This window comes from Corynebacterium sp. NML140438 (assembly GCF_001875725.1).
Taxonomy (GTDB): Bacteria; Actinomycetota; Actinomycetes; order Mycobacteriales; family Mycobacteriaceae; genus Corynebacterium.
The window spans coordinates 76,740-99,497 of the sequence record NZ_MLCQ01000019.1; the positions used below are offsets into that span (position 1 = coordinate 76,740).

General features: G+C 63.1%; 18 protein-coding genes. 3 read left to right on the forward strand and 15 right to left on the reverse strand.

Translation table 11 applies throughout. The features are described 5' to 3' along the window. Positions 1–11: 11 nt before the first annotated feature. The 3 genes from hpt to dacB form a co-directional block, all read right to left on the reverse strand. Positions 12–620: a hypoxanthine phosphoribosyltransferase gene (gene hpt / locus BJP08_RS06400; protein WP_177221724.1), complete on the reverse strand. Its 609-nt coding sequence runs from the start codon at positions 618–620 to the stop codon at positions 12–14. Between the two features lie 78 nt (positions 621–698). Further along, the gene (gene tilS / locus BJP08_RS06405; RefSeq protein ID WP_071568824.1) at positions 699–1,610 is read right to left on the reverse strand and encodes a tRNA lysidine(34) synthetase TilS; all 912 of its coding nucleotides are present in this window, start codon (positions 1,608–1,610) and stop codon (positions 699–701) included. 2 nt (positions 1,611–1,612) lie between these two features. Then, positions 1,613–2,875, reverse strand: a complete 1,263-nt coding sequence (dacB, locus tag BJP08_RS06410; RefSeq protein WP_071568825.1) for a D-alanyl-D-alanine carboxypeptidase/D-alanyl-D-alanine-endopeptidase — start codon at positions 2,873–2,875, stop codon at positions 1,613–1,615. Positions 2,876–2,964: 89 nt separating this feature from the next. On the opposite strand from dacB, the gene BJP08_RS06415 reads away from it, so the two are divergent. Next, positions 2,965–3,441, forward strand: a complete 477-nt coding sequence (locus BJP08_RS06415) for an inorganic diphosphatase (protein ID WP_071568826.1) — start codon at positions 2,965–2,967, stop codon at positions 3,439–3,441. 168 nt (positions 3,442–3,609) lie between these two features. On the opposite strand, the gene BJP08_RS11410 is transcribed toward BJP08_RS06415, so the two are convergent. From BJP08_RS11410 to BJP08_RS06440, 3 genes are all read right to left on the reverse strand, one after another. Next, entirely contained in the window at positions 3,610–5,913 is a 2,304-nt protein-coding gene (locus tag BJP08_RS11410) for a hypothetical protein (RefSeq protein ID WP_143110030.1), read from the reverse strand. 9 nt (positions 5,914–5,922) lie between these two features. Then, positions 5,923–6,690 (reverse strand): hypothetical protein, encoded by a 768-nt coding sequence (locus tag BJP08_RS06435; RefSeq protein WP_071568830.1) that lies wholly within the window; start codon positions 6,688–6,690, stop codon positions 5,923–5,925. Positions 6,691–6,796: 106 nt separating this feature from the next. Then, positions 6,797–7,495, reverse strand: a complete 699-nt coding sequence (locus BJP08_RS06440) for a hypothetical protein (RefSeq protein WP_255364784.1) — start codon at positions 7,493–7,495, stop codon at positions 6,797–6,799. 49 nt (positions 7,496–7,544) lie between these two features. Between BJP08_RS06440 and BJP08_RS06445 the strand changes: the two genes are divergently transcribed. Both BJP08_RS06445 and BJP08_RS06450 read left to right on the forward strand, forming a co-directional pair. Further along, entirely contained in the window at positions 7,545–7,835 is a 291-nt protein-coding gene (locus tag BJP08_RS06445; protein ID WP_070363433.1) for a rhodanese-like domain-containing protein, read from the forward strand. Between the two features lie 42 nt (positions 7,836–7,877). Further along, a complete protein-coding gene (locus BJP08_RS06450) occupies positions 7,878–8,303 on the forward strand; it encodes a MarR family winged helix-turn-helix transcriptional regulator (protein ID WP_070361882.1) in 426 nt (141 codons plus the stop codon). A gap of 225 nt (positions 8,304–8,528) precedes the next feature. Here BJP08_RS06450 and BJP08_RS06455 read toward each other — a convergent pair whose 3' ends face one another. The 9 genes from BJP08_RS06455 to BJP08_RS11620 form a co-directional block, all read right to left on the reverse strand. Beyond that, on the reverse strand, positions 8,529–9,365 hold the full coding sequence (locus BJP08_RS06455; protein ID WP_071568831.1) for a class C sortase: 837 nt from the start codon (positions 9,363–9,365) through the stop codon (positions 8,529–8,531). After that, the gene (locus BJP08_RS06460; protein ID WP_143110031.1) at positions 9,362–10,606 is read right to left on the reverse strand and encodes an LPXTG cell wall anchor domain-containing protein; all 1,245 of its coding nucleotides are present in this window, start codon (positions 10,604–10,606) and stop codon (positions 9,362–9,364) included. Before BJP08_RS06460 ends, BJP08_RS06455 begins: the two co-directional genes overlap by 4 nt. 18 nt (positions 10,607–10,624) lie before the next feature. Beyond that, positions 10,625–12,154 carry a SpaH/EbpB family LPXTG-anchored major pilin gene (locus BJP08_RS06465; protein WP_071568833.1) on the reverse strand — a complete coding sequence of 510 codons (1,530 nt, stop codon included), beginning with the start codon at positions 12,152–12,154 and terminating at the stop codon, positions 10,625–10,627. A gap of 5 nt (positions 12,155–12,159) precedes the next feature. After that, on the reverse strand, positions 12,160–17,904 hold the full coding sequence (locus BJP08_RS06470) for a CshA/CshB family fibrillar adhesin-related protein (protein WP_143110032.1): 5,745 nt from the start codon (positions 17,902–17,904) through the stop codon (positions 12,160–12,162). Between the two features lie 878 nt (positions 17,905–18,782). Further along, complete coding sequence (ppk2, locus tag BJP08_RS06475; RefSeq protein ID WP_070478171.1) at positions 18,783–19,682, reverse strand: polyphosphate kinase 2; 900 nt, start codon at positions 19,680–19,682, stop codon at positions 18,783–18,785. A 137-nt stretch (positions 19,683–19,819) separates the two neighbouring features. Further along, positions 19,820–19,948 carry a hypothetical protein gene (locus BJP08_RS11870; protein WP_255364785.1) on the reverse strand — a complete coding sequence of 43 codons (129 nt, stop codon included), beginning with the start codon at positions 19,946–19,948 and terminating at the stop codon, positions 19,820–19,822. A gap of 42 nt (positions 19,949–19,990) precedes the next feature. After that, positions 19,991–20,155 (reverse strand): hypothetical protein, encoded by a 165-nt coding sequence (locus tag BJP08_RS11615; protein ID WP_177221725.1) that lies wholly within the window; start codon positions 20,153–20,155, stop codon positions 19,991–19,993. A 1,630-nt stretch (positions 20,156–21,785) separates the two neighbouring features. Next, positions 21,786–21,980 carry a hypothetical protein gene (locus tag BJP08_RS06485; protein ID WP_071568835.1) on the reverse strand — a complete coding sequence of 65 codons (195 nt, stop codon included), beginning with the start codon at positions 21,978–21,980 and terminating at the stop codon, positions 21,786–21,788. A gap of 331 nt (positions 21,981–22,311) precedes the next feature. After that, the gene (locus BJP08_RS11620; protein WP_177221726.1) at positions 22,312–22,479 is read right to left on the reverse strand and encodes a hypothetical protein; all 168 of its coding nucleotides are present in this window, start codon (positions 22,477–22,479) and stop codon (positions 22,312–22,314) included. Positions 22,480–22,758: the final 279 nt, after the last annotated feature.

The window sequence follows — 22,758 nt, forward strand, 5'->3', positions numbered from 1 at the left end:
TTCTGTGTGTATTAGATGTCCTCAGGCGCGTCGGAGTAGACGCGAGGGTGCAACGTGCCCACGTACGGCAGGTCGCGGTAGCGCTCGGCGTAGTCCAGGCCGTAGCCGATAACGAACTCGTTGGGGATGTCGAAGCCGACGTCGAGAAGATCAATCTTGGCCTTCTGGACCTCCGGCTTCCGCAGCAGCGTGATCACCTCGAGACTCTTCGGGTTGCGCCCCGACAGGTTCTTCAGCAGCCATGACAGGGTCAGGCCGGAGTCGATGATGTCCTCGACCACGAGCACGTCGCGGCCTTCGATCTCCTTGTCCAGGTCCTTCAGAATGCGCACCACGCCCGAAGACGTGGTGGAGCTGCCGTAGGAGGACACCGCCATGAACTCCATCTCGCACGGGATGGAGAGCTTGCGGGCGAAGTCCGTCAAGAAGAACACCGCGCCCTTGAGCACGCACACGAGCACCAGGTCCTGCTCGGAGTCGCGGTACTTCTCGGAGACCATGTCAGCCAGCTCTTGGATGCGCTGCTGTAGGTCTTCCTCAGGGATCAACACCGCCTCTACGTCGTCTCCGTAGCGGTGTGGCGCAACGTTGAAATCCTTCTTGTCATACAGCTCGGTCATCGGGTGCCCTTTCTCAAGACCGTCTCGGTTGGCATCAGTTCATCATCTTGCCACTTTCACGCCACCTTGGACAACCATTTACGCGAACACGAGCTTTCCGTCGCGCCGCTCGACCCGCACTCCCCCGCCGAGCTGCACCGCGCCCTGCCCCCGCCAGTTCGTCACCAGGGCTTCAATCGCCGCAAGGTGGGCACCCTTGACCTCTCCCCGCTTTTCGACGACCCACTCCGCCACCACTGCCCTCCTCACCACCGGCGTCAAGCTGGCGAGCTCCGCGCAGTCCAGGGTGCCTGAGTCTGTGCTTGTTGCCGGGGTGATGCGTTGGAGCTGCGCCGCCGCCTCCGCGATCCGGTCCGCCGCCCCCGCCAGGGCCGGGACAACCTCCCCGCCGACGATCTCCTCCAACAGCGGAATCACTCGGGTGCGCAGCGCCACCCGCCGGTAACGCTCGTCCTTATTCATCGGGTCCTGCCACGGTGTGGCGCCCAGTTCGGCGCAGGCGCCTTCGGTGTCCGCGCGGCGGACATGCAACAGCGGGCGCACCAGCCGACCAGCGCGCGGGGACATCCCCGCCGGGTTGCCGCGCAGCGCCCCCAACAGTAGCGTTTCGGCCTGGTCGTCGGCGGTGTGGGCCGTCCACACGTCCCGGTCGGGGCCGGCGTGGTCGAACAGGGCCACGTAGCGGGCCTGGCGGGCATCCGCCTCGGTGCCCTTGCTCGTTGGTGTGATCTGGATGGTCGCGATTTCCGCGGGCACCCCAAAGTTCCGCGCCTGCTCCGCCGCACGCCGGGCCACCTCCGCCGATCCCTCCTGCAGCCCGTGGTCCACCACCAGCGCCGTGACATCCAAACGCTCCGCCGCGGCAGCCGCCACCAGCGCCAACGAGTCCGCACCGCCCGACAGCCCAATCACCGCCGGCTCCACCCACCCGCGCACCGCACGGCGGCACGCCAAAAAGTGGGGGCTGCGCCGGGGCCAGAACGGCTCCATGGCTAGAACTCCCGCAGCGCCGAAGCGAACGTGTCCATCGCCCGTCGTGCCTCCAGAATGTCCGAATCGTTCGAGAGCAGCGCGAAGGTGTACACGTTGCCGCTTTCCGCAGTCACCGTGCCCGCCAGCCCGGACGTCTCGTCCAGGGTGCCCGTCTTCGCGCGCACCCAGCCGCGCCCGGCCAGGTCCCCGTAGCGGGTGGCCAGGGTGCCGTCGCCGGCCGCAATCGGCAGCGCGTCCAGCATCGGGCGCAGCTGCTCGTGTTGAGTGGCGTCGCTCAAGATGCTGTCCAGCAGGCGCGGAGTGATCCGGTTATCCACCGACAAGCCGGAGCTGTCTACCAGCGTGATGCCGCCTGTGTCGAAGCCGTGCTCCGCCAGGACGTGCAGGGTGGCGGAGGGGGCGTCGATACCTACGTGGGCCGCCACCTCCCTGCCGATCGCCTCCGCGTACACGTTGTCGGACTCCTTCATCATCATGTGCAGGCGCTGCACCAAATCTGGCGACTCCACGCTTGCCAGCGTCTCCGCCTCCGCAAGGGCCGGGCCCAAGCCGACCGTCTCGGCGCCCACGCGGTCCGCGAGCGCCTGCGCCACATCCAACGCCGGAGTATGCGAACGCGGCACATCGCCTTCCGTCTCCCCGTTCAGGCGACCACCCGACAGCATCGCCGGTTCCAAGGGCGCCACGAAGCCGCCATCGATGTCCACGGGGTCCCAGCCTGGCATCATCGTCGGCTGGCCCTCCCACGCGCTTGTGTCGATGAATACGGCGGTCACCTGCTCTGATGCGAGTTGCTCGGCGAGCTGGTTGACAGCCTCCGCGTCAAGCCACACATCACCATTCGCTTTGATCACAACCGAACCTGGCTGCTCCCCACTCACCACCCGCGTCTCGATCCTGTCATCCGCCCCCAACTCCAACACCGCCGCCGCAGCCGTCAAAATCTTCGTCGTTGACGCCGGACGCAACGCCTCCCCCGCCAACCTGTCAAACAACACCTCACCCGTCGAACCATCCGACACGCGCGCATGGAACGTGCCCAACGCCGGATCCTCCGCAAGCTGCGCCAGGCGCTCCTGCAGCGCCTCGACATCCACCGGGCGCGGCACCGCCGGCACCAACACCGGCTCCGCCTGCGGCAACTGATACACCGGGGCGTGCTCAATCCGGCCCAGCTCCTGCTGCGTCGCCACACCAAAGCCAGCCGCGCCACCCACCGCGACCAACGCAACCCCACCAACAATCCAAGTCCAAAGCTTCACGGCGCATAAGCGTAGCCCAAACCCACACGGCGACGCAGCCCCGTATGATAAGTACCGGTATTATCAACGCGACTACAAAAGGAGCGCACATGGCTGTCGAAGTCACCATCGAAATCCCCAAGGGTTCCCGCAACAAATACGAACTCGACCACGAGACCGGCAAGGTCTACCTCGACCGCTACCTGTTCACCCCGATGGCCTACCCACTCGACTACGGCTTCATCGACGAAACCCTCGCCGACGACGGCGACCCAATGGACGCCCTCGTCATCCTCCCCGAGTCCGTCTTCCCAGGCGTCATCGTCAAGGCACGCCCAATCGGCGTCTTCAAGATGACCGACGAAGCCGGCGGCGACGACAAACTCCTCTGCGTCATCGACGACGTCCGCTACGACCACTACCAGGACATCGACGACATCTCCCAGTTCCTCAAGGACGAAATCGAGCACTTCTTCGTCCACTACAAGGACCTCGAGCCGAACAAGGAAGTCTCCGGCTCCGGCTGGGGCAACAAGGCAGAGGCTGAGAAAATCCTGCAGGCCTCCATCGAAAACTACAAGAAGTAGTCTGCCGCCTTTGAAGCCGCCTGGGTGTTACCTGGGCGGCTTTTTGCTTGGGTTCGTGTCCTCTGAGCGCCCTCAGTGACAAAGGACGCAATCCTGTCCGCCTATCCTGGCAAAAGACCAGGTCACGAAAAGTGGATTGCGTCCTTTGTCACTGGCCCCCACGAGCGGCTAGAACTTGAGGTGATCCTTCGCCCAGAACGCCGCCGCGCCCAACAGCGCCAGCAGTGGCACCAAGATCGCCGCGATGATGCCGCCCTTCGAGCTGCCCTCACAGTTCTCGGAGGATCCACTCGAAGAACCATCCTTCGCGCAGGTAGCAGGCGCCGGAACGGTAGGCTCAGGTGTAGCCTCACTTGTCGACGTCCCCACCTCCGGCTTCGGAGTCTCCTCCTCCGCCGACGGCTGCGCGCTAGCCCAAGGCGCGCTTGTGCTCACGCTTGCGCTCGTTGTCAAACTCGTTGTCGTGCTTGTGGAAGTGCTTGTCCGCGGGGCGGACTCGGTCGTCGACTGCGTGGTCGTAGCAGCCTCGGTCGTGGTAGCAGCCTCGGTCGTCGATGGCGACGGTTCAGGTTCCACCGAGGTAATCGCCGGAGCAGCCGACGTGGTTACGGTTGTCCGCGGCGCGGACACTTCCGGCGCCTCCGAGGTCGAAGACTTAACGGATGAGCTCGATGAAGTAACCGACGTCGACGAAGCAACCGTGGTAGTTGGCGTCGTTGTCCGCGGGGCGGACACCTTCGGAGCTTCTGGCGAAGTGGTCGTCGATACCTCTGGCGTGATCGGAACCGGCGCGACCGAAGTGGTCACCGACGTTGGCGCTGCAGAAGAAGGCACCTCCGTGGTGGTTGGCGTCGGCTCCTTTGCCAGCAGCTCGTCCAGGTTTTCCTGCGCCTCGACGACGCGGAAGAAGGTGCGGTCGAGTTCGGCTTGCGCCTTGTTGATTTCTGGTGCGTAACCGGTGGGGCGCACAGCTTTCATGAGCGCTTCCGCGATCTTGTGTTCCTGTTTCGCGGTCGCCAGTGCCGCGCGGGCTTCCTCAACGCTCTTCGGTTTCACGGCGGGCGCGTAGCTCGGCGCTTCGTACTGCGGTGTTGTGGCTCCGCAGTTCGGGCAGCAGCGAGGCGATGACGTGGAGGTCTCCCCACTTGTCGACGGCCCCACCGTCGGCGTTGTCCGCGCCGCGGAAGTGGTGGACGTAGTAGGGGCTGCCGACGTGGACGTAGTTGTCTTCGCGGCGGAAGTGGTGGACGTCGTCGACGTCTTACGCTTCAACTGTTCACGCAGCTCTTCCAGGTTGTCCTGCGCTTCTGCGAGGGCACGCTTGGCGTTTTCAAAGCGCTCTTGAGCCACGAGACGATCCTCGACCTTTGTGGCCTTCATGAGTGCGTCGCGGGCAGCAAGGAATTCCGCTGCCGCGTCGTCGACGATGCCCTGCCCCTCTGCTTCCGTGGCTGGCTTCGGTGGTGCCACATATTCCGGCACGGTAATGCGTTTGGTGCTCGTAGTCGGAGTCGGCTTCGGCTTAGGCGAAGGCGACGGAGAAGGTGAAGGCTTCGCAGAAGTTGTCGAAGTCGAAGTCTTCGGGGTCACTGAAGTCTTCGGCGTCGTTGGCGTAGCAGACGTTGTTGAAGTCTTTGACGTGGTCGGTGTCGGCATCGGCTGGACGCTCGGAATGGTCGGCATCGGCAGCGGCGGCAGGTCTGGGAAGGACGGCTGGCTCGGCGCCGAGGTAGTTGGCGTCGTCGAGGTAACCGAAGTGGTCGAGGTCGTGGGCGTCGGCTTCGGGCGCTCGGGCGTCGTCGAGGTCGTCGTGGTCACGAGCGGCGGCAACGGCGAGGGCGAAGGCGACGGGGTCGGCGTCGGCTTCTGGCGCAGGTTGTTGCGCAGGATGAGGATTTCGGCGTCGAGGGGTTGAGGCACCACGCCTGGCTTACGGGAGTACCCGGAGACCATGAGCAGGTTGTCGCAGCTGTGCGCGAGTGCCATCGCGTGGCCCATTTCGTGGGCGATGGTCATGATGCGACTGGTGTTCTCGACGTACCGCCCGAACATCCTTGGACTGATCCGCACAGTGAGGGTCGGCCCGCCGCCGGTGACTCGGCCGAGCACCGGCAGGTTCGGGTCGACAATTACGCTGACGGCCTCGGGCGTTTTGTGGTCGATGAACTTGATGTCGAGATAACCGCCGCGGGCGCGCACGGCCTCGACCCACAGGTCGGCGGCGCGCTTGACGTCGGCGCGGTGGCCGGTGGTGTCGTAAAGGTAGAGGGTGTTGTTTCGGATGCCCGTGTTGTGGTCACCCGGGAATGTAAAGCGCGTAATGTCGAGCTTCTGCCCCCGCTTGAACTGCGACTTCAGTGCCCGACATTCAGAGCCATCCGGCTTTACATCGTCGTGCGCGGATGCGGGCGTCGTACCCCCTAGTATCAGGGAGAAAGAGCATACTGCAGCAAGGACACGTCGAGTTTTCACAAGGGATTACTATATGAGGTATCGGCGCCCGTACGCAAAGACGGCCGCACCAATTATCGACGCCACCACCAACGCAAACAGCGCCCGAACCAGGGTGTTGGACCCGGTCTCAGCTGCGATACCGCGCTGCTCTGCAACCGGGACTTCTGCCGGTGCCTGAACCGGGGCAGACTGCTGCTGCACCTCGACAGGCGCCTGACCTGCAGCCTTCGAGGTTGCCAGGCCCTGGCGTGCGACTTCAGCGGCGTTCTCCGCGAGGAGCGCGTTGGAGTCCTTGACCTCGGCGTCGGTTGGCGGCTCGTTGATGCGCGCCAGGTCGGTGACGTAGGTCTTGCCGTCAGCGTTGAGGTAGTACGTGAGACCACCGATCGCGAGCACTGCCGGCAGCGCGATCAGGCCAGCTGCCGCTGGTGCCGGGTTGTTCGGGTCAATGTCCTCGGCGGTGAATGGGACGTCCTGGTGGTCGCCGGTCGGGGCTGGCTGCTCGACTGGGGTGGTTGCCTCGGGAGCGGAGGGGGCGTCGATAAGTCCGGCGGCAGCCGCCTTGGCCACGTCCACTGCGCGCTCACGGTCAGCAGCCGAGAGCTGGTCAAACGCGATGTTGACCAGGTTGCGGTCCGGCACGTAGTGGGTGCCGTCCTGGGTGAGGAAGTATTCGGCGCCGTTGATGTCGTGGGTCACGGCTGGCAGCGGGACGTCCTGCGCCTGGGCCATGGGGACGATGGTGGTTGCGAGCGCGCCGGTCATGACGGCGGCCAAAACGGTGTTGCGCTTCATTAGGGGCTCCTTTGCTCAACATGAAGTCTCAAGTCTTACTTCATGGTTTAGCCCCACTGTAGACGCAGTTCACCCCAGTCACAAGTGTTTACACAAAAAACTTCAGTTACTTCGCGCCCGTATCGGTCGGCGGCGCATCCAGCACAGACGCGAATTGCCACCCAATCACCGCATTGCGAACCGAGTCCGCCAAAATATTGCGCGGCTGGATACAGGAGATCGTGAGCAGGCGCCCCGGGCGCGGACCATCACCCCAAATATCAACATCGCTGGCCATGACCTCTTTTACCGGGTCGTGCAGGTCAGTCGCGCGGTAGGACAGCCACTTCCCGCCAGCCGCCTCCGAGTCGGCGGTGCGAAGGTACAGCATGTCGCCGACATGGATGGTGTGATGGTCGGAGGAGCCGTCGAAAAGCTGGTCAAAGACTCCGTGTACCCCAGCACCCGTGTGACCAGCGACGACCACCAAATCCTCAGCATCCGGACCCGGCAGTGAGTACGGCCTATCCGACGCCGTATAGACGCACGCCTTATCTAATGTGGCCGGATCCAGGGCATCCGCGCGCACACGGCACGGGCCCTCCTCGAACTGCGCGCGAAGCCCCACCGAGGGAATAAACATCTCTAACGGCTGCGACTGGCCGAGCGTTGCGGGAGCCGGTGCGGGAGGCTCGGGCGCAGGCTCAGGCTCGTCCTTGCTGCACCTCACCGGCAGCGAGACGAGCACCACGAGCAGCACCAACGCCACAACCCGGCGCACCCAAAACACCCACTGAGGCGGTCGAGTTCGAGAAGGCGTGCGCATAGTGGAAATCGTAGCCGACGCACCCGACACTTCCGCTACAATCGCGCACATGCAATCCATCAACGTCAACAAAGTCCCCGAAAACGCCCAGCTCATCGACGTCCGCGAACCCGAAGAGTACGCCGAAGTCCACGCCGTAGGCGCCACCAACCTACCACTGAGCGAACTGACCACCCTCACCGACCGTATTGACCCCGACCAGGACATCTACGTCATCTGCCGCTCCGGCGGGCGCTCGTCGCGCGCATGCGAGTACCTCGAACAGGTCCACGGCTGGGAACCCATCAACGTCGAAGGCGGAACCATGGAGTGGATCGCCAACGGACTGCCCACCGAGTAGCACGGTTTCATTCCTGGCCAGCAGCCCGATACTCTGGGACTTATGGCCACGATTGAACTCCCAGAGGCGCTGACCACTTCGCCCTCATTCCAAATTGAGCGCGTGCGCAGACACACCAAAGATGAGGTGGAGCGCACCCTGGCGAAGCACGACTCCTCCATGCGCGAGTTTTGGGTGCTCAGCTGCGTCTCCGAACAGGCACGCTCCCAGTCGCAACTCTCCGAACTCCTTGCCATCGACGCCTCCGACATGGTCCGCCTCATCGACTGCCTGGAGAAACACGCGTGGGTCAAACGCGAACGCGACCCGAAGGACCGCCGCCGCCAAATCGTGACCGCCACCAAGAAGGGCGGCAAGGCGCTAGCGAAACTCGCGGAGGATGTGGCCGCCGCCGAGGAACGCGCCCTCGACGCCGCCAACCACAAGCAGCTCAAGAACCTGCGGAAGCTGTCGCAGGCGATTTTGTAGTTTTTGTTTGGCCTTCCTGAGTGACGGAGTGACAAAAGACGCACTTCGATTTGGACTAGCCATTCATACCGGCTGGTTAGAAAAGCGCTAGAGGTTTGTGGGTGCGGCTTTTGTCACTCACACCGGTTGCTATGCCCCAAATTTCCGGTTTTCGGCAGACCCGCGCAGCATTTCCCCAGGTCGTCCACCCGACGCCGAGGACCGTGGTGCCCAGCTCACTCCCAGCTACCCCTCCCGCCGACGCTTCCACCAGCGCCACAGAATCAGTAGCAACACCACCAGCACGATCAGGGCTACGAGGATCATCCACCGACTGATGCCCAGGCCGGTGACGCGCGGTTCGGGGGCGTCGGGGTCGAGGGGCACGCGAATGGCATGGACGAGCAGCCTGTCGGTGTTGAGTCCGTATGGGGTGCAGGTGATGAGCGTGAGGCGGTCTTCGCCTGGTTGGTAGCGTACGGCCTGGTATTGGTCCGGTTTCACGACTTCGCGGCCGACCATTTGGTAGCGCAGCCGTTGCCCCATCACATCTATGTAGATGTCTTGGCCGTTTTTGAGGGTGGGGAGGGCGTCGAACATGGCGGCGTTAACCATGCCGGTGTGGGCGGTGATGACGGCGTTGGTGCCGTCGCCACCGACGGGGAGGGTGGAGCCGAACATGTGGCCCGCACCGTCGTAGAGGACGTGGGGTGCGGTGGTGTGGTAGGCGGGCAGGTCGACGCCGATGTCGGGGATGCGGATGCGCGCCATGATGCCCCCGGAGCCCGGCAGGTTGAGTTGTGCCATGTAGTCGGGCATGTCGGGGTCGTTGGGGGCGGGTGGGCGTGCGTGTGGGCCGGTGGACAGCAGGCGTTGGTTGTAGTCGCGGGCGCGGGCGAGTTGGGCGTCGCGTTCTTCGGCGCTGAGGCTGGTGGTGTGTTCGCTGTAGGCGTCGGCTTGGCGGCGGAGTTGCTCGTTGGTGGCGAGTGTAGCCACGATTGGGTAGAGCAGCAGGAGCGCGCCGAGGATCAGCCCGATGAGCGAGATGAGGTTCCCGGCGCGTTTGCGGGTGGGCTTGCTCACTGTTCCTGCTCGTCTTCTTTTCGACGCGCCAGCAACCATCCAACAACGATCAAGGCGAGAGCGAGCAGCGCGAGCCAGATGACGTTGGCGCCTGTGTAGGCGAGGACTTGGTCGACGCGCCCGCGCGGGCCGTCCTGCGAGGGCTGAGTCTGGTCGCGGCCGGGTTCTTTATCAGCCGGTCGAGGTGTCTCCGGCGGGGTCCCCTGCGAGCCCGCAGGCGCCGTGCCCGACGGTGTCGTGCCTGCCAGCCCCGGCAGCAGCGGCACGAGCGGTAGCAGGCCAAGCAGGCCCCACAGCCAGCGGCGATCGGGTTTGGAAGAGCCCGGCCGCGCGGGCGCCTCGACGAGCACGTCGGCGTGGGCGGCCTCCACGGTGACGTGCTTGCGTTCGGGGTCCATGCCGTCGGTGGTGAGGGTGGCGTCGGCACCTGCGGTGCCTTCTGCGGTGGCGCGGGCGCGTTGCTCCAGCGTGACGGTGGTGCTGGCGTCGGTTGCGCGAGCACGGGCGAGTTTCTGCAGGCCCGACTTGGTCAGGACTGCGCGCAGGTGGTTGCCCCCACGGCGGAAAGTGACATCGCCTGGGCTGAGCGCCTCCCCATTGACGCGCACCGTAGGGTCCCCATCAAACGCCAGGTTTCCGGCGAGCGTCAGGGTGAGCTCGTAGTGGCCGATGGTGCCGTCGACAGACGGGTTGGGCGCCACGCCGCGCACGGTGAGCGTGACGTCCTCGCCGGGGTGGACGCGCTGGCGATTGGCCTCGAGCACCACATTCAAATGCTGGGCTTTCGGCTCCACGGTGCGCGCGGACCCTTCCGCCACGGGCACCACGAAGGGCGCGAAGAAGACGTGCGACGCAGCCTTCGCCTCACTGTCGCCGAGCGTGAAGAGGTACGCGCCGGGCTGCAGGCCGTCGAGGGTGACTCGCCCGCCGCTGGTCCGCGCTGTGGCGACGTCGACGATCGCGTCGGGCTGCGTGCGCAGCAGCCGCGGCACGTCGAGAGTGGCCAGGGATTCGCGCCCGGCCTGGGTACTCATGTCCACTGTGGTGATGCGGGAGGCGGTGACGGTGCGCTCCCCGATGGTGTCCAGGCCGTCGACACCTGCGGCGGCGCGCAGGTCCACCGTGACGCTCCCCGGTGCCGCGGCCACCGCAGCGGGTGGGCCGGAAACGGGCATGCCGACGCCGGCAACGCCGACCGTTACGGCCAACGCCACCGCCATCGCAGTCCCCGGGTTTCTCACCGCTGTGTGCTCCCCTACTTATGCCTTGCGGGAGCGCAGCTGGTAGGCAGCGCCGCCGCCGAAGAGGACCACGCCGAGCGCCAGGATGATGAGCATGGTGCGCTCACCGGTTGCTGGCAGGCGGCCGAACAGGTTGTCCTTCACGTTGTTCACGCTGCCGGTGAGCGTCTTCGTGGCTTCGTCGTAGGTGAGTGGCTGTGGCTCCGGGTTGTTCAGGTAGCCGGACACGCCCTTGGTTTCTACGGCACAGTAGTCGGCGAACGTGTTGTTCTTCTTGATCCGGTTGAGACCCTCAGCCTTCGCCAGGGCGGCACCGGCGTGCTCCTTGCCTTCGGCGACGGTCTCGTCGGCATTCAGCGTGGTCTCCACCTTGCCGCCGATGACGACGCGCTGGGCAGCGGTGCCTTCGTCGACCTTCCAGGAGCCGTCGTCCTGCTTGGTGCAGGTGAAGATCTGGAACTCGGCGCCGGCGCCGTTCTTGTCGCCGTCTTTGGCCTGCTTGTTCAGCAGCTTGGTCACCTCAACCTTGGCGAAGTTCAGCGTCGTGGCGCCGTCGTTCGGGTCGTCGGTTGGGGTGGTGTTGTGCGGCTTGTCGTCGTTGGAGTAGTACACCTGCGCGGTGTTGTCGATCGTGCCGTTCTCGGGCAGCTTGATCAGCTTTGCGTCGAACTCGGTGCGCACGGTCAGGCCGGGGTTGGCGGCGCGCAGCTCGCGCAGCTTCTTCAGACCGGCCTCGGTGAACTCCACGGTGACGGTGTTGTCCCCTGCATCGGCCACGGTGTAGTGGGTGTCGACGGCAAGCGTCTCAGGGGCGTCATCGTCCGCGGACTTCAGCACCTGCACCTTCACGGGGTGCTCGGCCTGGCTCCACTTGAGGTTCGACGACAGCGTATCGACGACCCTCAGCTGGTCACCTTCCGGGTTCGGGCCGAAGGCTGGGATGGGGGCGTCGATACGGTAGCGCGCGTTGTCTCCCAGGGTGGTGTTTTCGCTGATGAGAGACTTCTTCGGCTCGAGGATCTGGTTCTTCGGGTTGATAGTGCGCTCGTACTGCGCCGCGCCGTTTTCGAATGCCGGGAGGGTGAGCAGGAACGGGGTCGCCACGGAGTGCTTGGCCCCCTCGGCGCGCAGCTCGGTGACGCGGAAGAGTCCCACGCCGAGGTCGGTGAACACGGCCTCACCGTCAGCGTTCGTTGCGACCTCCTTCGCCGTAAAGTTCGGGTCCGCCTGCAGCTCGGTGACCTTCTTCTCGCCGGCTGCGGCGACGTCTTCCCAGCCCTTCGCGGTGTTCAGCGGCGCGGTGGGGATGCGCTCCACCTTGAAGGTGACATTCGGAATGGTCTTCATGCCGTCAAGCGTGCCGTTCTCGCCGATCGGCTCGCCCTCGTACTTCTTGATCGTCAGCTTCGTGTCGTGGTTGACGTCGACCTGCGCCTGGGCGACGGCAGCTGGCAGCGTCGCCACGACGGAGGCGCCCACCGGCCCTACGAACGCGACTGCGGCCGCGGTGGATACTGCAAGTGCTGTGCGGGAAATGATGTGTTTCATGGTGTCTAACTTTCTGTTGTTGGAGTTGTTGAGGTTGAAGTCTGTGTCAGGAAGCGGCGGGCACTGAAGCCGAAGAGCAACAGGCCAAGCAGCAGAATCCACACGAGTGTAGTGCTGCCGGTATCGGGCAACAACCAGCCGATAGTCGACGGCACCCGCAGGGCCCCGTACGTGGATTCGGCGCTGACCACCCCGAGGGCGCCCGTGGCTGCCTGCAGCGTTGCGGTGCCGCGGTGGCGGAACGTTCCCTCCGCGGGGATGTCCACCGTGACGGTGCAGGTTGCGGACTGGCCGGGCGCCAGCGCCGCGCGTGCCGCCTCGCACGCGGCGGCGGGGATGGTGCCCTGCTCGCCGATGGTGTGCGGTCCGTCGGGGGTGTGCACCGTCGTCCCTGCCAGGGCTGGGTCGCGCAGCACCATGTTGGACAGGTCGAACTGGCCGGTGTTGGTCAGCCCGTAGGTGACGTCCATGGTGGTGGCGTGATCCGGCAGCAAGGCGGTATCGGCAACACTGGTGACGCCGGACAGCGGGGTGCCCGCGATGTGCTTGTCCAGGGCCACGCTGGCGAACTTGTTCATCGCGGTGGCGGCCCAGGCCTTCCCGGCGCGGGCGGTATCAGCGGCCTCTGGGGCGAGCACCTTGAACCCGACCGATGGCCTGTCCAGCTCAGTGGGGTAACCCTCCCCCAGCTTGGCGCCCTGGGAGGTCAGCGCGAACGTGTATGTGCCTTCCGCCTGTTGTTCCTCCACGGTGCACTCGCTGTTCACGGGCACGCCCCACAGCACGTGGGTGTGACCACTGCTCAGATCGAAGGGATCGCGGGCGCCGTCGCCGCAGTTCGCGGTGAACTTATAGACGCCGTCGGCCTCCGGGGCGCCCGCGGCCCGCTTGGTGAAGGCCACGTCCACCGTGGCGCGCGGGTGGTGCGCCTGCACGCCAACCACCACGGCAGGGTCCTCTGCGGCTGCAGCATCCGGCGCGCCCGCGGGGACGGCCACGGAGTACTCGTACTCCTTGGCACGCACGTCCTGCGGTGCGACCTCGTCAACCGTGGCTGTGGGTCCCTTGTACACGCCTCGCTCCCAGGCAGCGAACCCCAGGTAGGGGCGACGGTCACCAGCGGCAACCTCCACCTCGCCGCGGGCACTCAGCGCACCGGAAGCATCCATGGTCAAGGCGCAGGAGGTACCCGCAGGCACCTCGAAGGTGCGAAGCCCGGTCACGGGCACGGCGTCCGCACCAGGCAGTGGGCGCTCAGGGACGTCGGCCAGCGTGAACTGAACCGGGCGGGTGGCCAGGGTGGCGTCGCCGTCCTTGCACACCAGCTGGCCGGTGTAACCGGCGGGGTCCGCGCCGTCGAGGTAGCCAGTTTGGCGCATCGCCACCTGCAGGTTCGTGGTGCGGCGGCTCACCTGGTTCACCAGGTGCAGCTGTGCGCCGTCGGCGGTGACGTCCGCTTCGGCGCTCGGCTGCGCGGTGGTTACGCGAAGTTGCGCGGGCACGTTCTCCATCGCGATTTCGCGCAGGCTGCAGTGCGCGCCGACGGGCACAGCCGAGTCCACACCTCCGGCAGAGACGTAGCGCAGCCCACCGTCGACCGCGGTGAAGTCACCCGGTGTCAGCTGCAGGGGCACGCCGGGGACGTCGGTGAGTTCGGTGCCGAGCGCCCGGCACTGCAGCGCGAAGCGCATCGTATTCGCCTCGTTGAGCAGTCGCATGTCCGAGGGATTGCCCTCGATGTCTTTGCGCAGCGTCAGCGGCGCGGTCTGGTAGGCATAGCGACTCGTCGCACGCACTGCGTTCTGTGCGGCGTCTTCCTCCACCACGAATGCCGGAGACAGCGCCGCCGTACCGGGCTGCTCGAGTGGCTTGCCCGTCGCCAGCGTCGCATCACCCCGGCTCACCGACCAGTCCACCGCGTCCGGCAGCACCGTCGCTTGCAGCGGGCCGTCCTGCGTGTCCGCCTTGAGGTGCAGCGACGCATACGCGCCGAGCTCCACGGTGCAGGCCGCGCCAACCGGCACTCCAGTCACGGTAACCGTGCCCTCACCGTCCACGGTGGCGCTGCGGCGCAGCAGTTCGGCGTCGCCATCGCGGCACACCACCGTCACCGGGTGGGCGGGCAGCACCGCGTCGAGTGTGTTGCCCGCGGCCTCATAGTCCTGGCGCGCCGTCCCCGGCAGCACCACGCTCGTCTGCACCGTGGCGTCGGTGACGCGGCGGGAGAAGGTGTTCACGAACTCCACCTTGTTACCCGCCTTCGCGATAGTAAACGTGTTGCCCGCCTGCCCATCAACGTTGGTGGTGGCCGCCATGTGGATGCCCGGCTCCGGGGTCAGCGGGTTCTCGGCGACGGTACAGCTGCTGCCAACCACCAGGTCATCCTGGGTAATCACCACGCCGTTGCGCACCGACGCCTGCAGCGACGCCCCCGGCGTGCCGTCCGGCAGCACACAGCGTAGCGACGCCGGATACTCCCTCTGCAGCCACGCCTCCCGCTTCGCAGGCGCGATCAGGTGCTTCGTCGCCGGATCGAACTGGACCTTCTTCACGCCTGTGATAGTGGCCCGCTGGTAGGCGAACTCGTCCTCCATCGCCAAGGTAGCGCGCTCCCCGACCGTGAATGCCACGCCCGGCGCCAGCTCCGTGGACTGCTCACCGCCCGGCGCGTAGTGGCCCACCGTCGTGTGCGTGATTGGGTAGCGCACGCCCTGGCTGTTGGTGCGCTCGGTCTCCAGTGGGGTGCGTCGCTCCAGGGTGCACTGGGTGCCCGCGGGAATCTCGGCGGCGGTGAAGGAGCGCTGGGCGCCGTCGACAAGCTGGAAGGACGACTGGAACGCACCGCACGTCAATTGATAATCGACGCCCACCTTCGGGTACAGCGCCTGCTCCCCGGTGTAGCGCTGCGTGATGGTCAGCCCGTTGCCGGCGGGCGTGAACGTGTTGTTCACCGTGGCCGTGTTGGTCGGGCCGGTGATGGTGAGCGTCGCGTTGTCCACGTCGGTGTCCCAGTTCACGCCGCCGGGCAGCTGCGGGCGCTCTTCGGTGAAGGTACAGGTGTTGCCGTAGGGCACACGCATGGTGGCGCCGGGGCCGTCGTCGACACGCGGGTCCCCCACCTTCAGCGTGACCGGCGCGCCGGGCGCGACCGTTGCGGTGCCCTCGAGCTTGACCGCCGTGACCTGCCCGTCGGTGACCACGTTGCGGCTACCGCACGCGAAGTTGAACGTGTAATTCGCTGGCAGGCCGCGCACGCCGTTCGCGGTGACCGCCTTGGCAAGCTGTGCGGTGCCGTACTTGTAGTCGTAAGCGCGGTTGATAGTGAACGCCTCCGCCTTGCCGTCGCCGACGGTGAGCGTCTGTGGCTCCACGGATGTGCTCTGCAGCTCGTAGCCTTGATCCGCGCCGCCCTCAGGGGCGGGCGCCTGCGGGCTCAGCGTGCAGGTGGACCCGACCGGGATATCCCTGATCAGGGCGTGCCCGTCCAGCAAGGTGACGGTGCCTTCGCGCTTGGTGGCGTCGGGGGTGGTGCAGGCGTAGGTGGCGCTAAAGCTCTGTCGCGTCACGGCTGGGAGCGTCGCCGCCGGGCCGGTCAGCACCTGGTGGACCTCTACCTGTTCGGTGCGGTAGTCGTAGGTGCTGCGTATCTCCACGGGCACCGTCGGCTGCGTGCCATCTGCTGGCAGCCGGAGCGCCAGCCCGTCCTGCTGCTGGGTCGCACCGGTGGCGTCCCTGCTGGTCAGGGTGAGGTATTTCTGCTGCTCCACCGTGAGTCCTTCGACGGGGCGCAGCACGCAATCCTGTCCGCGCGGCACGTTGTCCAGGGTTGCCGGGGCGTCACCGCGCACGGTCACCCTGTGCGCCGGCGCGTTCGTTGCCGGGCAGCTGAGCTCGAACGTAAACGCTTGATTCTGCAGCGCAGGCGTCGCCGCCGGGCCCTGCACCACGTGGCGCAGCTGCAGCGTCGCGGTCCGCGCGGTGTACTGATTGTCTGCCTCAACAGGAAGTTTGTCAGTCAGCGTCACCTTCTTCTCGACGCCCCCTTGATTCGCAGCACCATGCTGCCCACCATCCCACTGCAGGTCCAGGTCAGCGCCGGAGACCGCCGGAGGCGCGGTTTCTTTCAGGGTGCACGTGGCGCCGGCTGGGAGGCCGTCGACAAGCTGGGGGCTGCCGGGTGTGACCTCGCGGGACCCGCTCAACTTCACGTCCGGGTACGCGGCCTGGAACCCCTCCGGGGCCGTGCACGCATATGCGATGGTGAACTTCTTGCCCGCAAGCTCCGCGTAGTTGCTCGCCGTGCCGGTGACCCGCTTGTTCAGCTCCAGCGATGCCGGTGCGAAACGGGACTTCCAGTGCACGTTGCAGTTGATTTCGCGGTTTTGCTTGTTCGCGAACTGCACCTCCGCGCTGCCCGCAGCGCGGTTCTCCCTGAACCAGATGCCGAGGCGTTCCGCCTCGGCCCGGGACAGCGGCGCGCCGTTGTGAGTCAGACGCGCAGGCGCGCCCCCGGCGTTGGCCCCAGGCTCGTAGATGAAGGTGTCCGTATCGCCATCGGCGGAAATCGCGCTACAGGTCCACTCCGGCGAGTACCGACGAAACGCCAGCTCCTTGCCACTCATCGTCGACTGCAACCCAACAGTATCTTCCGGCACACCCTCCGCGTTCAGGCGGCGCAACACCGGCGTAGTACTCGACCCGCCAATGGGTTCAATCCAGTTACGATGCTGCCCATCCTGGGTGAAAATCCTGGTCACAGGCTTGTCTGAGTCGCCTGTGAACGCCTGCTGCGCTGTGATGTCCGCGGTGCCCAGTTCCTTGCCTGCCTGGGTAGAGATGCGGTTGAGCGCAATCGCCATCGCGAACGCCTGGTTGCCGCGCGGGTCCGGGTTCCTCGCGTTGCCGCCAGAGTTCGACGCAATGCCAATCTCAAACGCCGTCGGCGAATCCAACCCAACAAGGAACGTGCCGTAGGTACCGCCAGACTGGTTATCGCAGATGAAGTCGCGCTTCTTGCCGCCCATGTTGGCCCACTGCCACTGATTCCTCTCGACGCCCGCCCCATACTTCTTCCGACACGCCTCAAGGCTGCCCTTCGGCGTCAGCTTAATTGGTGGATTGACCGTGCCCGTGCCACCGGAATTCGAGATGTCCACACTGATCATCTCACCGCCGAGCACACTACCTGTGGACTCAGCATCCGCAACCATCATGCGAAACGACGGCAGCGGCTGCCCCCGGTACGTAAACTTCACATCCCGAAACGACAACCGAACGAAGCGGTTCTTCTCCGTCTTAAAGATGTCATTCGCAGTGGCACCCGCCTCCGCAACGAAGAACGACTGGCCCGCAATCTGATTACCGAACGCCGCCCGGTTCCACGGCGGCTGCTGCCCCGCCGATAAGCTCCCCTTATTCGACCCAGTCCCCGTATCCGAGGCCTCCACCGTGACCGTGTACGTCAGGGTGTAATCCCCAAAATGCTTCGTCACATTGTGCGTCCCCGGCTTCGCCATATCCGACGCATCAATCCAGCACATCTGGTTCGCCCACTTCTTGGCGTCCCCATCGGCTTTACGGAAGGAGCAGTCCCCAATGTTGACACGGTCGTTAGCACTCGCCGCCTGCGCCCCGCTCGAGGGCCCTCCGAGCACCGTCACCAGTGCGAACAGCATGGACACTATTACTGCCGCTGTGGCTCGTCGCAGCCGAGGCGGTTCGCCAAACACTGGCCAACCCACTGTTGTCATGAAACCGCCTTTTGCTGCCCTAGCTTCCATTGATGAAAGACACAATCATATCGTCCCCACCAGCGGGACAGCAATACTTACAGAGCCTTAAGAAACTGCAGGCTAATAGGGGTGTGCGTTCACTTTTGTGGTGGGCGCAATGCAGCTGTGTGTTGGCTGTGCACCAAGATCGCCACCTCCCCCTAGCTTTCGGCCAGGCCAATAAGGAAAGCCCGGGTTGGACCTGACGTCCAGGGGCTGACAGCTAGGGCCTGTGCCGGAATTTGGTGCCCCGTGAGCGAGGTGGAGTAACAAAAGACGCATACTATTTTGGTCCAGCCATTCAAACTGCCAGGTTATAAATATGCCAGATGTTTAACGCTGCGTGCTTTGTCACTCGCCCCCAACCCATACACCAAATTCCCTGTTCTTCCCACGGCGGATTTTGGTGTCAGACCAACACAGTTGCGCTCGTTTGAGGCGCCTCACTGTCAGCCGCTTCAGCCACCCGTCTGCCCGTTTCAGGCATATACCCCACAGCTACTCCGCGCAGGAGCCGCCCGCTGCAGTGTTTTGTTAAAAGCGTGAGCGTGCTTAACAGATGGCCTACCCCGTTTGATCTTCATCAAAAGCCCGACCCAATGCTTGGTTTAAGGGGGACAAGGGGGCATTACTCCCATCTGCAATTCTATTCACAAAATCCCGACTCCGCTCGTGATGACTGTCCCTACCCCAAGAATTGGACCTTAAGAGCCTTAAAAGACATCACGCGTAACCCCCGCAAATCCCCTCTCGCACATCGTGGTGCCCAGCCGACTCACAGGCCCAAGCGCCCCAACAGAAAAGCAGCAACGGAAAGTCCCACTCTTCCGTTGCCGCCTCCTAGATAGGCTTACACCCTAGTCCCCAATCTGATCACGACCCCGCTTCACGATCAGCGGATCCGGCGTCCCCACCACATCATGATCCTTGTTCGTGTATTCGAACTTGCTCAGGATGTAGCGCATCGCGTTGAGGCGGGCGCGCTTCTTATCGTTCGACTTGATGGTGATCCACGGCGACTCGTCGGTGTCCGTGTAGCGGAACTGTTCTTCCTTGGCGTTGGTGTAGTCGTCCCACTTGTCCAGGGATGCGAGGTCCATCGGCGACAGTTTCCACTGGCGCACCGGGTCTACCTGCCGGATGGCGAAGCGGGTACGCTGCTCTTTCTGGGTCACGGAGAACCAGAACTTGGTCAGGGAGATGCCGGAGCCCAGGATCATGTTCTCCAGCATCGGCACTTCGCGGAGGAACTCGGCGTGTTGGGATTCGGTGCAGAAGCCCATGACGCGCTCAACGCCGGAGCGGTTGTACCAGGAGCGGTCGAAGAACACGATTTCGCCGGCGGCTGGGAAGTGTTGGATGTAGCGCTGGAAGTACCAGGATGTGGATTCGCGCGGGCTGGGCTTTTCCAGGGCGACGGTGCGCGCACCACGTGGGTTGAGGTGCTCGTTGAAGCGCTTGATGGTGCCGCCTTTACCGGCTGCGTCACGACCTTCGAAGATAATGATGTGGCGCTGACCTGTGTCTTTGGTCCAGTTCTGCCACTTCAGCAGCTCGATCTGGAGGGCACGCTTTTGCTCTTCGTATTCGTGCCTGCTGAGGCGTTCTTCGTAGGGGTAGTTTTCGCGCCAGGTTTCGATTGGCGTCCCGTCCGGCATGAGCAGCGCCGGGTCATCTTCATCAGTGTCGTCGACGATCCAGCCTTCTACGGCGGCGAGGTCGATCATTGGGAGTTCGTCATCCTTGTGGTCAGCCATGTATTTAGCTTAACCCCATTGCCCCCGTATCGGCGCTGTTTGTTGTTTTTTATTTATCGACGCCACCCCCGTTTTCCCACGCCCTCCCAAAAGGAAAACCCCGCCACGTTTTGTGGCGGGGTTTGTATCAGGGGGTCTTAGGAAACCAGACCGATAAGCTTCACTACAGCGTCAGCGATGTCGCCGAGCTTGCCCAGGATTGAGAGCAGAGCGCCTGCTACGTGACCATCAGACGAGAGGAACTTCCAGTTCTCGAGTGCCTGCATGTTAGACTCCTTATCTTCGCAAAGGTTGTTGTTGTCGGTTAATTACTTCTTGGAAGGAACCTGGGTAGCCCCGGTAAAGTCCTTAGCCTTATCACCAAGACCACCGAACTGCAGAAGCACATCAGGAACAGCGCGGAACAACTTAACGATTGCAGATGCGAAGGTGTTGAAGTCCTTCAGCGCGTCGACGATGACGGCGAGATCCATACTTACCCCTTACAGGTCATGACACGACGGACACATGCCCGACTGTCTGGTTTATATTCTCGACCCCCTGGCGGGATGTCTTAATCGCTTATTCTGCACATATTTTTAGCTCACGTCAAGGCTTTGGGAATGATTCACCTCACATTAGGGGCACCCGGCACGTGTACCTTACATGCATAACGCGGCTACAAACTTTCAAGTAAGTTCTCCCAACACATCCCCCCAAAATCATAAATACTACTTAAGCTGAGCAAACACGTTTATACGTTTCAGCGTGAACTATTCTTCTACCGTTTCTTTGAGTTTCCTGTATAAAAGCGACACTCGGACCATTGTTTCACGGTCCCGTAATTCTGAAAGTTCGCTGAGCACGGATCGTTACGGCTTTCGCTTCCACCCCACCGCCACGACGATCTCTCACCCCAGCTAAAAAGCGTTCGGCATTAGCGAACGTTCGGCAATACCGAACACCCCAAGCCATGTTGATTGGCATGCCCACCTTAGGCCAGATTTTTCGCCCGGCCGCAAATGCCAATCACTGTCGTCGATACAACAGTTCCTCGTGTCGGTGCGGTCTCGACAAACCTTTTCAATCGTGTAAAATCCGATACATAGTTTCCCCGTTCTCCTCGGAGGCGGGTTTTCTTTTTGCCTAGTTTCGCATGTGGAGCTCTATCACGCTGTTATTAGTGGGTCACGTCTATGACTAATGATGGCAAAAGAGGAAATGCTGGCGTGGCGACGGGCCGGTTACCGGAGCGTTGTCGCCTGGAGCCGCGTAGGCTCCAGAGCTTTTTGACACCTCAGAGAATCCGTTTTTAAAGCTAATGCCTAGGGATAATCGCCTTTTCGTGAGATTCATGTCTCCTCACGCCTCAGTCCGAAGCCAGCCAAAGCCCTGTCACGCGATCGTACCCGCCTGCAACTCCACTGATTTCTATACACTTTTCTGAACACGTCTATTGAATCGTCCCGGTGTAGCATCACTGGACCCGTTTCGCCTGCCGAGGAACACACGCAGGTTGCCTGTTCGCATCACGGAAAATTTGTCACCGAAGTCGTTGACGCTTGCGAGATAGAACGGCTTTTCCGCGACCGAGAAACGCTTCAGGACGCAACGCTGGCGCTGGTTCGCGTCGCCAGCGACAAAGGCAACCGCACAGGCCTCGACGAAGTCATCGAGCTTTTAGGGTTTTCCCGGTCCGAGCTAGAGGCCGAACTTTCAGCCGAGGTTCACAGCTGCAAGCACGGCTATGCAGCACAAGTCACCCCACGCATGAGTCTGCCTCATTGACGACGCCATCTACGGCCTAGAAACCTCCAGCACAGAGATACGGAAATTGGAGTCGCTCGCTGAACAAAGTGGTTGTGATCCTGGAGCTTTCATCCGCGAGTCCGTGATCACCAAACACCGCGAAGGCATGACCACACCCGAGGTCTGAGACTGGATAGCACACGTCACCGGCCGGCGCCCAGCACCAACCTCGGTAAGGACCTGAATTACTGACAGACGCAACGGCTACATCGGAGCTGCCCGGAGGATGTTATCGGCAAAAACAGCGCGACGTTTCGTGGGGTACCCGCCATCCCCGCGGTGGCTACTTCCTCACTACGTTGTTGCTCGAAAATGCTATGCGCGCTTCTTCAGGAAATACGATTTCCAAAACCTATTTTTCGAACGATCCTCAGAGTAGCGACGTGCCATGAATTCATCTGTACGGTGACGTGAAGTTTCGGCAGCTTCCAAAAGGGCAGCAACAATTTCAGGGTCGACTGACGAAATTTGCGCTTTGTCTTTACGTCGCTGCGGATAGCGCGTCGTCATTTGAGTTTCTCCTTCCCCTCATCTTCGTCATCGTAGTGCAAAATGAGCACCTGCAGGAGCATCACAAAAATACAGATGAACCCAACGGAATATGGGATTATCCCAAGTGAACGAAGAGTTGTGTTTGTTCCACTCCTATTTCGTTCCGGTTCGGCAAAATCGAGACCCCCACCTGGCGTAAGGTTTCCTGGACTACTCGACTCCTTGCGCAGTTGAGCCTCAAGAGCATTGGCGTAATCTTCAGCCGCCTGTGTGTCGGATGCGGTTTGTTGGTACCGGTGTTCCAGTAACGCGGTATCGGCCTATTCCGGGTAGTTGGTACCGATCCGGGTCAAGCATCAAGCATGCGCTGCCCAACCTTGTAGGTGATGCCGATTTTGACAAGGTATTTCTTTTTGCCTCCGTAGGGTATCTGTGCGTAGGTCATGATGATCTCGCGTTTTTGTTCTGTGGTGAGCTCCTCCGACGCGGAGCTGGTGGCAGGCATGACTACCGTCATCGCGTCAGTCCTTCCTACCCGGTGTTATACCGGGTGACGTGGGAAGTTCACGAGTTCAACGGCAGGAGGGGACCTGAGGTAGGAACTAAACCCAGGACGCTTCATTGTATGTCCTGTTCGGACTTTGAAGACTTTATCGAAGTCGATCGGGACGAATCCACCTTGCCCGGTACTTTGTTTGTCAACAAACAACTTCTCAAATTCGTTGTCTGCCAGAGCTGCGATCTGTTCAACTGTGACAACCCACAGGTTCGTAGTGGAACCGCGTGTGGTTCGCGC